Source organism: Ruegeria sp. YTSA075 (assembly GCF_059610245.1).
Genome location: NZ_JBXWNG010000007.1, coordinates 158306 through 168124, shown reverse-complemented (window position 1 = coordinate 168124; position 9819 = coordinate 158306). Strand labels below are relative to the sequence as shown.

The 9819-nt window shown below is 57.6% G+C and carries 11 protein-coding genes; 7 read left to right on the top strand and 4 right to left on the bottom strand.

The genetic code is table 11. The features are described from left to right. The 3 genes from AC2FGE_RS14515 to parC all read right to left on the bottom strand — a co-directional run. Positions 1-122, bottom strand: a 122-nt coding sequence (locus AC2FGE_RS14515) for a GTP-binding protein (protein ID WP_496819923.1), incomplete at its 3' end; no start/stop codon positions are given. Positions 123-237: 115 nt separating this feature from the next. Next, positions 238-828 carry a hypothetical protein gene (locus AC2FGE_RS14510; RefSeq protein WP_496819918.1) on the bottom strand — a complete coding sequence of 197 codons (591 nt, stop codon included), beginning with the start codon at positions 826-828 and terminating at the stop codon, positions 238-240. Between the two features lie 98 nt (positions 829-926). Beyond that, positions 927-3275: a DNA topoisomerase IV subunit A gene (gene parC, locus AC2FGE_RS14505; protein WP_496819917.1), complete on the bottom strand. Its 2349-nt coding sequence runs from the start codon at positions 3273-3275 to the stop codon at positions 927-929. Between the two features lie 205 nt (positions 3276-3480). Here parC and AC2FGE_RS14500 point away from each other — a divergent pair, with 205 nt between their 5' ends. The 6 genes from AC2FGE_RS14500 to AC2FGE_RS14475 all read left to right on the top strand — a co-directional run bounded on the left by AC2FGE_RS14500 (position 3481) and on the right by AC2FGE_RS14475 (position 7851). Beyond that, positions 3481-4128: an SH3 domain-containing protein gene (locus AC2FGE_RS14500; protein WP_496819916.1), complete on the top strand. Its 648-nt coding sequence runs from the start codon at positions 3481-3483 to the stop codon at positions 4126-4128. A gap of 68 nt (positions 4129-4196) precedes the next feature. Beyond that, on the top strand, positions 4197-5024 hold the full coding sequence (locus AC2FGE_RS14495) for an SDR family NAD(P)-dependent oxidoreductase (protein ID WP_496819915.1): 828 nt from the start codon (positions 4197-4199) through the stop codon (positions 5022-5024). A gap of 81 nt (positions 5025-5105) precedes the next feature. Beyond that, positions 5106-5309, top strand: a complete 204-nt coding sequence (locus AC2FGE_RS14490) for a twin transmembrane helix small protein (protein WP_496819914.1) — start codon at positions 5106-5108, stop codon at positions 5307-5309. Continuing rightward, positions 5310-5882, top strand: coding sequence for a cob(I)yrinic acid a,c-diamide adenosyltransferase (locus AC2FGE_RS14485; protein ID WP_496819913.1), 573 nt, complete (start codon positions 5310-5312; stop codon positions 5880-5882). Between the two features lie 281 nt (positions 5883-6163). After that, the gene (locus AC2FGE_RS14480; RefSeq protein ID WP_480545020.1) at positions 6164-6922 is read left to right on the top strand and encodes an electron transfer flavoprotein subunit beta/FixA family protein; all 759 of its coding nucleotides are present in this window, start codon (positions 6164-6166) and stop codon (positions 6920-6922) included. Continuing rightward, entirely contained in the window at positions 6922-7851 is a 930-nt protein-coding gene (locus AC2FGE_RS14475; protein WP_496819912.1) for an electron transfer flavoprotein subunit alpha/FixB family protein, read from the top strand. Before AC2FGE_RS14480 ends, AC2FGE_RS14475 begins: the two co-directional genes overlap by 1 nt. A gap of 54 nt (positions 7852-7905) precedes the next feature. On the opposite strand, the gene AC2FGE_RS14470 is transcribed toward AC2FGE_RS14475, so the two are convergent. Then, positions 7906-8718 carry a DUF6473 family protein gene (locus tag AC2FGE_RS14470; protein ID WP_496819911.1) on the bottom strand — a complete coding sequence of 271 codons (813 nt, stop codon included), beginning with the start codon at positions 8716-8718 and terminating at the stop codon, positions 7906-7908. 163 nt (positions 8719-8881) lie between these two features. Between AC2FGE_RS14470 and AC2FGE_RS14465 the strand changes: the two genes are divergently transcribed. Then, positions 8882-9757 (top strand): 3-hydroxybutyryl-CoA dehydrogenase, encoded by an 876-nt coding sequence (locus AC2FGE_RS14465; RefSeq protein WP_496819909.1) that lies wholly within the window; start codon positions 8882-8884, stop codon positions 9755-9757. Positions 9758-9819: the final 62 nt, after the last annotated feature.

Genomic DNA, 9819 nt, shown 5'->3' with positions numbered 1-9819 from the left:
GCTTTGAAGTCACCAAAATACTTGGTGATTGCTGCGGTCAGCGTCGTCTTGCCGTGGTCAACATGCCCAATCGTGCCAATGTTGACGTGCGGTTTTGTACGCTCAAACTTTTCCTTTGCCATTCCTCAGGCGCCCTTTTGCATTTTGGGGGACCCTTGGTCCCGTGGTTACATCTGCGCGCGCGAGATATTTGGTTCAGGGGGGAAAATCAAGCGCATCCTTGGGGAAAAGCCAGGCTCAGGCCGGATTTTGCACCAGTTCGCTTGAGTCAAGCGGTTGGATCAGCTCTGGCCGCTTGTCAAACCAGCCATTGTTGTTGTGTTCCTCGGCCAGCCATTCTTCGACACGGTCAGCAACTTTGAGGGCCAGACCACTCATTTGCTCTTCTTTGGTTCGGGTGCGCCCTGAACCGGCAAAGGCGCTTTCACCAGTCGTGTCTTCCAGCACTTGGAACTGTTTGGCCTTGGCCAGAAACTCTTTCTTTTTTACGTCATAAACGTTTACCAAAACAATCGCAGTGCTTTTGGGATTATAAATGACGGGAACACCGGGAGGGGCCAGCATATAGCCTTCGAGGCTGATGCCGATGTCATATTCTTGCGCCCCTTCATAGCGCCCCAGCCGGATGTTAACCGCGTTCTGGATAGCATCTTCCCATTCCTTCGGGGTCGCATCGCGCGAGACGGGGCCCTGCTTCGCCTTTTCGGCAAAGGCATAGTTCACCCGCAGCTTGAATTCACCCAGCGACTCGGGTTCTTCGTAAACCTGAGTCTGCGTACAGGCGCCCATCAGGGCCAATCCGGTGATCAGTGTCAGAATGCGCAACATGTCTCGTCTCGATAGGCCTGTTTTTCTTTTGACTTAGCGCACCAATACAGGCTGTGCCAAGCCGCATCGGCAGAATTTCACCCGTGCGGGCCCTTTGATCACGAGAATTTATAGTCGCGCGGGAACCCGTAGGGCGGCTTTTTGCCAACACTGGCGCGTTTGGCCAGCCATTGGGACATATCCGCCTCGTGTCGGGTCTTGTCGCCGCCCATGGACCATTTGAGGCCTTCCTCCCAGTTGAAGGTGGTGATGTCGGACAGGCCGCCATCCAGTTCCAACGTCCCCTGACGCCCGCGCGCCATGTTGTACTTCTGCAGACGCACACCTTTGCCGCGTGTCATCTCGGGCAGGTCTTCGGTCGGAAAGACAAGAAACTTGCCGTTCTGGGACACCACGGCCACGTGGTCGCCTGCGATTGGCTTACAGATCATCGCCGTCTCGTCATCCTTGACGTTCAGCACCTGTTTACCGTTTCGAGTTTGGGCCAGCACGTCATCCTCGGGCACCATGAACCCGTTGCCAGCGTCCGAGGCCACCAGCAGCTTGCGCCCTGGCTTGTGGATCAAGATGTCGATGATCTGCGCTTCGTTCGGCAGGTCGACCATCAGGCGCAGCGGTTCGCCCATACCCCGTCCACCCGGCAAGTTCGCTGCGCTAACCGTGTAGAACCGCCCGTTTGACGCAAACACCAGCAGTCGGTCGGTGGTCTCAGCGTGGAAAATGAACCGAGGGCCATCGCCGTCCTTGAACTTCAATTCGCGGTTGAGGTCGATATGGCCCGTCATTGCGCGAATCCAGCCCATCTGAGAGCAGACGACCGTGATCGGCTCCTTGTCGATCATCGCCTCCAGCGGGACTTCCTCAACCTGCCCCGCTTCGGCAAACTGGGTCCGGCGGGCACCACCTTCGTAGTCTTTGCCGAAGGTTTTCTTGGTCTCTTTCAGCTGTTCGGCGATCTTGGCCCATTGCAGGCCTTCATCTGCCAGCAGGTCTTCGAGATTGGCGCGTTCCAGCATCAACTCGTCACGCTCGCGGACCAGTTCCATCTCTTCCAGACGGCGCAAAGAGCGCAGGCGCATGTTGAGGATCGCGTCTACCTGAACCTCAGACAGCTCGCCCTCACCCGGTTTGGGCGTGACGTAATCCGATTCGTCTGTGGCGCGGACGTGATCTATGCCCCAATCCTCGCGCATCAGCGCCGCTTTGGGGTCGTCGTCATAACGGATGATATCGATCACGCGGTCGAGGTTCAGGAACGCGACGATAAAGCCTTCCAATACCTCCAAACGGTGGTCGATCTTGCCCAAACGGTGGCGCGAGCGGCGCAGCAGTACCTCTTGTCGGTGATCGAGGAAGGCGCGCAGCACCTCCTTCATCGAGCAGACCTTGGGTGTGACCCCGTCGATCAATACGTTCATGTTCAGGCTGAACCGCACCTCAAGGTCAGAGTTGCGATAGAGCATGCCCATCAGCACCTCGGGATCCACGTTTTTGGAACGCGGCTCAAGGATCAGGCGGATATCATCGGCAGATTCGTCGCGGACATCGGCAAGGATCGGGATTTTCTTGGTCTGGATCAGTTCCGCGATCTTCTCGATCAGCTTGGATTTCTGAACTTGATAGGGGATTTCGGTGACGACAATCTGCCATTGGCCACGGCCCAGATCCTCGACCTCAAATTTACAACGCAAACGGAAGGACCCGCGCCCGGTGCGATAGGCTTGCGCTATGTTCTCGGGCGGCTCAACGATCACACCGCCAGTCGGGAAATCCGGACCGGGCACATAGTTCAAAAGCGTATCGTCGCGCGCATCCGGCGTTTTGATCAGATGTAAACAGGCGTCGCACAGCTCGGAAATATTATGCGGCGGGATATTGGTCGCCATGCCGACCGCGATACCGCTGGCACCGTTGGCCAGCAGGTTCGGAAACTGCGCGGGCAACACGATCGGCTCGGTCAGCGTGCCATCATAATTGTCGCGGAAATCAACGGCGTCTTCGTTTAGACCCTCAAGCAGCGCCTCGGCCACGATGGTCATGCGCGCCTCAGTGTAACGTGAGGCCGCCGGGTTATCGCCGTCGATATTGCCAAAGTTCCCCTGCCCGTCGACCAGCGGGTAGCGCACGTTGAAATCCTGTGCCAGGCGTGCCATCGCGTCATAAATCGCAGCGTCACCATGCGGGTGGTAGTTACCCATCACGTCGCCCGAAATCTTCGCCGATTTCCTGAAACCTCCAGCTGCACTGAGTCGCAGCTCGCGCATGGCATAGAGGATTCGCCTATGAACCGGCTTCAGCCCGTCCCGTGCATCCGGCAAAGCCCGGTGCATGATGGTGGACAGCGCATAGGTTAGGTAGCGTTCACCGATTGCACGGCGCAGAGGTTCTGCCACCTCGCCCCCAGTCTCAGGGGTCTCCATATTGGGGTCGTCGATCGTGTCATTCATAGATGATGTGATACGACGCAAGCGCGGCTGGGTAAAGCAAGCATGGCCCATTTTGCTGGGGACAAGTCGTGCTTTTTGCAACAGGGGGAGGCAAGCCTGTGTTTTCCCCCGATTTTCGACTCATCCATCAAAATATGTTACCATTCCGACAATAAATGAATGCTGCCTTTTTGTTGTTGTAACGATTGATTTTGGGGGATGCGCCATGACGCGCCTTATTCTTATTACATTTGCCGCACTCGGCTGGACCTTTTACGTGATGAGCGGAGGCCCGGATTTCGAACCGCGCGGCCTGCGCGCCGACAATCCGCAACGTATGGCCGAAGCTTTCAAGCCCACCTCCAAGCCCGTGGCCGCTGCTCCGGTGGAGGAATTAGTGACTCAGGTCAGCTTCGAAACCGCCCCGTCGGATCGACCTGCACCAACGCTTGAGCCACTTGCGGAGCCCGAGCCAGCCCTGGCCGAAGAAGAAACCAAGGCCATGCTGGCACAGGTGGCCGCTGGCCTGCAGACCAACCCGTCTTTGTTCGAAGATCAGACGGTGTCGCTTGCGCTCGCATCGCTTGAAGACGGTGTTACCTCACTTCAAGAGGTGACCACAGATGCCGATCCTGAAACCGTGGGCGTGCCTGCTTTAACCACACCGGAGAAGGACATCCGAGAGATTTCGGGCACCCGCGTGAACATGCGCGATGGGCCTGGTACGATCTATCCGATCATCGGCAAAGCCCGGATCGGCCAGCAGGTCGAAGTTCTGAGCGACTCGGGCACCGGCTGGCTGCGCCTGCGCGTGCTGCCCGGGCAACAGGTCGGATGGATTTCGGCATCGCTTATCCAAAAAACATCAAACTGAGGGTCAGCGTCATTGTCCTGCCCCAATGCTGACCATAGCTATTGGGCAAAGGTTGGTGTGGGATACTTATGCAAAAATCGATTCTCATCACAGGTTGTTCTTCGGGTATCGGGCTTGATGCGGCACACGGCATGCGTGCGCAGGGCTGGCGGGTGTTTGCCTCGTGCCGACAGCAGCGTGATTGTGACCGGTTGCGCGCTCAAGGGTTTGAAAGCCCGCGAATCGACTATGCGGTTGCGGACAGTATCAAGGCCGGATTGACCGAAGTTCTGCAGGCCACCGGTGGCACGCTGGATGCCTTGTTCAACAATGGCGCCCATGGCCTGCCCGGTGCGGTCGAAGATGTACCCACAGACGGGTTGCGCCACATCTTTGAAGCCAATTTCTTTGGCTGGCACGAGCTGACGCGGCAGGTCATTCCCGTCATGCGAGAACAAGGGCATGGCCGGATTGTTCAATGTTCATCTGTACTTGGGTTGGTGGCATTTCCATGGCGGGGCGCCTATGTGGCGACGAAATATGCCATCGAAGGGCTTAGCGACACGATGCGTCTGGAGCTCAAGGACACCAATATCCGCGTGATCCTCATCGAACCGGGCCCGATCACGTCAAAGCTGCGTGAAAAGGCCATCCCGTTATTCGAAAGGTTCATTGATTGGGAAAGCTCGGCCCTGCGCGAGAAATATGAGCATTCGCTGCTGAAGCGATTGTATGAAAGCTCGGGGCCCGACAAGTTCGAACTGCCCGCCTCGGCAGTCACGGCCAAGCTGGTCCATGCGGTCGAGGCGCGAAGACCTAAAGCGCGGTACTATGTCACCACACCCACCTATATTGCCGGTTATCTGCGCCGGATATTGCCCACAAAGGCGATTGACCGCATTCTATCTGACATCTGAGACGAAATTACCGGTTCGCTTTTTCGGGTATCGGGGCTAGATCAGGCCAAACGAAACAAAAAACGCAGACGGTGAATCCTCATGGACCTTTTGATGGTCGTTTTGCTTCTGGCAATGGCGTCAGTGGTGGTCGTGTTGGCGATCGGCATTTCCAACTTCGGCAAAGGCGGCATGGCGGCTGCGAAGAAAAGCAACAAGATGATGCAGCTGCGCATCCTGTTTCAGTTCATTGCCGTATTGCTGATCCTGCTCTACGTCTATCTCAGAGGACAGGGGGCGTCTTAAATGGTTGTACTGAACAAAATCTACACACGAACCGGAGATGACGGAAAAACCGCCCTCGGCAATGGTGAGCGGGTCGCGAAATACTCTGGCCGGGTGGCCGCCTATGGCACTGTAGATGAGTTGAACTCCTTCGTGGGCGTAGCACGCACAGAGGCCGGTGGTGAAACCGATGCGGCCTTGGCACGCATTCAGAACGATCTGTTCGATCTGGGGGCCGATTTCTGCCGCCCTGACATGGAAAAAGATGCCGAGGCAGACTACCCACCCCTACGCATCGCCCCGGCTCAGATCGACCGTCTTGAGGCCGAGATTGATGCGATGAACACAGACCTTGAACCACTGCGCAGTTTCATCCTGCCGGGCGGCTCACGTCTGGCCGCTCATCTGCACGTCTGCCGCACCGTGTCCCGTCGGGCCGAACGCCTTGCGGTCGAGCTGACAAATATGGAGCCGGTGAACGAGGTCGCCGTCAAATACCTCAACCGTCTCAGCGACTGGTTTTTTGTGGCGGCGCGCTGTGCCAACAACAACGGCAAAGACGACGTCTTGTGGGTTCCGGGCGCGAACCGCTGACAAGCGGCGCGGTGTCCAGTGGACACCCTGGCGACCGGAAGGGCGGAGCCCCGGACCGAAGGGCGAGTACGAACTGTTGACTGATGCGTCCGCAAATCAGCCGCGTCTATCCGCAACAAAGTTTCGCGCCGTGGCGTCAAAAAAATCAAAACGCGACGTCCCAAGCTTATGACGTGACGATTTTGCCCTGTTGTCGCCCGAGATGAGACGTTATTCAGTCGTCCGAGAGCATTGGTGGAGTCGCATTGCGGCTTGCCGTTTTTGTGAGGAGAAAGCGCAAAATGAAGGTACTCGTGCCTGTCAAGCGCGTGATTGACTATAATGTGAAGGTCCGCGTCAAAGCGGACGGTAGCGGTGTTGATCTCGCCAATGTCAAAATGTCGATGAACCCGTTCGACGAGATCGCCGTGGAAGAGGCGATCCGACTGAAAGAAGCGGGCAAGGCTGATGAGGTCGTCGCCGTTTCGATCGGCGTCAAGCAGGCGCAGGAAACCCTGCGGACCGCTCTGGCTATGGGTGCCGACCGTGCAATTCTGGTTGTTGCCGCAGATGATGTGCACACCGATATCGAGCCATTGGCCGTTGCGAAGATCTTGGCCAAAGTGGTCGAGGAAGAGCAGCCCGGTCTGGTTCTAGCGGGCAAGCAGGCCATCGACAACGACATGAACGCCACGGGTCAGATGTTGTCAGCCCTGCTGGGCTGGAGCCAAGGCACCTTTGCGTCGGAAGTAGACATCGAAGGCGACAGCGCCAAGATCACCCGCGAGGTGGATGGCGGCCTGCAGACCATCAACGTCAAGATGCCGACCATCGTGACCGTTGACCTGCGCCTGAACGAACCGCGCTATGCATCGCTGCCCAACATCATGAAGGCGAAGAAAAAGCCGCTGGATGAGAAAACGGCCGCCGACTACGGGGTCGATGTCACGCCGCGTCTGGAAATCGTCAAAACCGAAGAGCCGCCGGCACGTGCTGCTGGTATCGTTGTGGGCTCGGTCGACGAGCTGGTCGAGAAACTCAAAGAAGCGGGGGCTGTGTAATGGCTGTTCTTCTTCTGGCAGAAGTTAACAATGGTGAGCTGTCGATGGACGCCACTGCCAAGGCCGTCAACGCGGCGAAAGCGCTGGGTGACGTGACCGTTCTGGCCGCAGGTGGGTCTGCCGCTGCTGCAGGTGAGGCCGCCGCCAAAATCGACGGTGTGTCCAAGGTTCTGGTGGCTGAAGACGAATCGCTGGGTCACCGCCTGGCGGAATCGACCGCAGCGCTGATCGTGTCGCTGGCCGATGGCTACGAGCATATCGTCGCCCCTGCGACCACCGACGCCAAGAACGTAATGCCGCGCGTTGCTGCGCTGCTGGACGTGATGGTGATTTCGGATGCGTCGGGCGTGGTTGACGGCTCGACCTTCGAACGTCCGATCTACGCGGGCAACGCGATCCAGACTGTAAAGTCGAACGACGCCAAGAAAGTCGTCACTCTGCGGACTGCAAGCTTCGACGCGGCAGGCGAAGGTGGCTCGGCTCCGGTTGAGACCATCTCGGTTCCGGGTTCCGAAGGCCTGTCCTCGTGGGTTGAAGACAAGGTTGCCGAAAGCGACCGCCCCGAGCTGACCTCGGCTGGCGTTGTTGTCTCGGGCGGCCGTGGTGTCGGCTCGGAAGAGGACTTTGCACTGATCGAGAAACTGGCCGACAAGCTGGGCGCCGCTGTTGGCGCGTCGCGCGCCGCCGTGGACTCTGGCTACGCTCCGAACGACTGGCAGGTGGGTCAGACCGGTAAGGTGGTTGCCCCGGACCTTTATGTCGCTGTTGGCATCTCGGGTGCGATCCAGCACTTGGCGGGGATGAAAGACTCAAAGGTCATCGTTGCAATCAACAAAGACGAAGAAGCGCCGATCTTCCAGGTTGCCGACTTCGGTCTGGTTGCCGACCTGTTCCAGGCGGTGCCTGAGCTAACCGAAAAACTCGGCTGATCTAACAGACTGGTTTTTTAGAAGACCGTCGAAAGGCCCGCCAACAGGCGGGCCTTAGTCGTTCAGATCTCTGAGATCCGGCAAGATTGCATCCGCAATGGCGCGATGTGCGGCGGGGCCAATCATGTGTTCGGCCATCGGCTGTTGCAACGTGCCAAACAGCATATCCTCAAGCGTCTCAGACGCGCCCGATACGGCGGCCTCGGCTTCGACCACTTTCGCTGCAAATGGCCTGAGTTGACCCACCATCGCATCGCTGATCTGTATCATGGCATCCTCGAAAGGCTGTACCCGACCCACTTTGAGGTTCAGCAGAAGAACCGGAATTTGGATGTTTTGCAGCAGGGTTTTCATCGCCTTCACCCAACCTTCTTGCAGCTCCTGCGCGACAATCTCGAATCGGGCATCCTGATTGGCTTGAAGCCGGTTCAGCAAATGGCGTACAAAATTGATCTCGGTAAAATCAATCTCAGGATACAACGCCAAAAGGTCTGACGTAGGCGCAAGAAAGCGGTCATTGCGGCGAGGGTGCACGCGGTAGAATTGATTCGATTGGCCATGAACCTCGGGCAGTTGCAGAACACATACCTGGCCGCCATTGATCAGCTTCAGCAAACCGTCGTCGGCTAGAATGGCATCGACACCCGAAAACAGGCTGCCCAGGTTGACGCATGTCTTCCGCATCTTGTCTTGAAGAACAGCAGGATACGGTTGCTCGACAAATCGCCCAAAGGTTTCATCCATGCCGACACAGGCCACATAGGGGCCATCCAGCGCCTTGGCAGGACCGCGAAACCACAGTTTCGACCCAGAATACTGACATAATTCGCCCCCGGCCACGCCGGAGCCTGCCTGATGATAGCTCATCTCACTCACCCATTTTTCACCCGACTGCCATCTTGAAGCCCCAGATGTTGAGATTTTCCTAATGTGCGCATTTGAAGCGAATTGCGGCCACCCCTGCCCCTTGCCGCCCACCCCGTACTGCCGATACTGTCGCCCGTAACGCGCAGGGCAAAGGCAGCAGAACATGGATGTAAAATCAGTCGGAGTTATAGGCGCAGGTCAAATGGGCAACGGTATTGCCCATGTGCTGGCATTGGCGGATTATGATGTCCTGCTGAACGATGTCAGTCAGGATGCGCTGGACCGGGCGGTCAGCACAATCCAGGGCAACCTGGCGCGTCAGGCCTCACGCGGGAAGATCAGCGACGAGGCGATGCAGGCTGCGCTACAGCGGATCACGACAACGCTGGAACTGCCGCGGCTGGGCCAGACCGATCTGGTCATTGAGGCCGCAACCGAGCGCGAGACGATCAAACAGGCCATTTTCGAAGACCTGCAACCGCATCTGCTGCCACATACGATCCTCACGTCGAACACCTCGTCGATCTCAATCACGCGGCTGGCCAGCCGGACAGATCGGCCAGAGCGGTTCATGGGGTTTCACTTCATGAACCCGGTTCCTGTGATGCAACTGGTCGAATTGATCAGAGGGATCGCAACCGACGAGCCGACCTATGCCGCCTGCAAGACAGTGGTGGACCGTCTGGGCAAAACCGCCGCAAGCGCCGAGGATTTCCCTGCCTTTATCGTCAACCGCATCCTGATGCCCATGATCAATGAGGCGGTGTACACGCTATACGAAGGCGTGGGGAACGTTCAGTCCATTGACCAATCCATGAAGCTGGGCGCGAACCATCCGATGGGACCTTTGGAATTGGCGGATTTCATCGGGTTGGATACCTGCCTGGCGATCATGAATGTGCTGCATGACGGGTTGGCGGATACCAAGTATCGCCCCTGCCCCTTGCTGACAAAATATGTCGAAGCCGGATGGTTGGGTCGCAAGACGGATCGCGGATTTTATGACTATCGCGGTGAGGTTCCCGTACCCACACGCTGAGGGGGCCAGCCCCCTCGCCCGGATGATATCCGGGCTTACCCCCGGGATATTTCTGGCCAGAT

Coding starts and splice junctions, on each gene's coding strand:
- AC2FGE_RS14510 (WP_496819918.1), bottom strand. CDS start 828: ATGTTGCGCATTCTGACACTGATCACCGGATTGGCCCTGATGGGCGCC.
- parC (WP_496819917.1), bottom strand. CDS start 3,275: ATGAATGACACGATCGACGACCCCAATATGGAGACCCCTGAGACTGGG.
- AC2FGE_RS14500 (WP_496819916.1), top strand. CDS start 3,481: ATGACGCGCCTTATTCTTATTACATTTGCCGCACTCGGCTGGACCTTT.
- AC2FGE_RS14495 (WP_496819915.1), top strand. CDS start 4,197: ATGCAAAAATCGATTCTCATCACAGGTTGTTCTTCGGGTATCGGGCTT.
- AC2FGE_RS14490 (WP_496819914.1), top strand. CDS start 5,106: ATGGACCTTTTGATGGTCGTTTTGCTTCTGGCAATGGCGTCAGTGGTG.
- AC2FGE_RS14485 (WP_496819913.1), top strand. CDS start 5,310: ATGGTTGTACTGAACAAAATCTACACACGAACCGGAGATGACGGAAAA.
- AC2FGE_RS14480 (WP_480545020.1), top strand. CDS start 6,164: ATGAAGGTACTCGTGCCTGTCAAGCGCGTGATTGACTATAATGTGAAG.
- AC2FGE_RS14475 (WP_496819912.1), top strand. CDS start 6,922: ATGGCTGTTCTTCTTCTGGCAGAAGTTAACAATGGTGAGCTGTCGATG.
- AC2FGE_RS14470 (WP_496819911.1), bottom strand. CDS start 8,718: ATGAGCTATCATCAGGCAGGCTCCGGCGTGGCCGGGGGCGAATTATGT.
- AC2FGE_RS14465 (WP_496819909.1), top strand. CDS start 8,882: ATGGATGTAAAATCAGTCGGAGTTATAGGCGCAGGTCAAATGGGCAAC.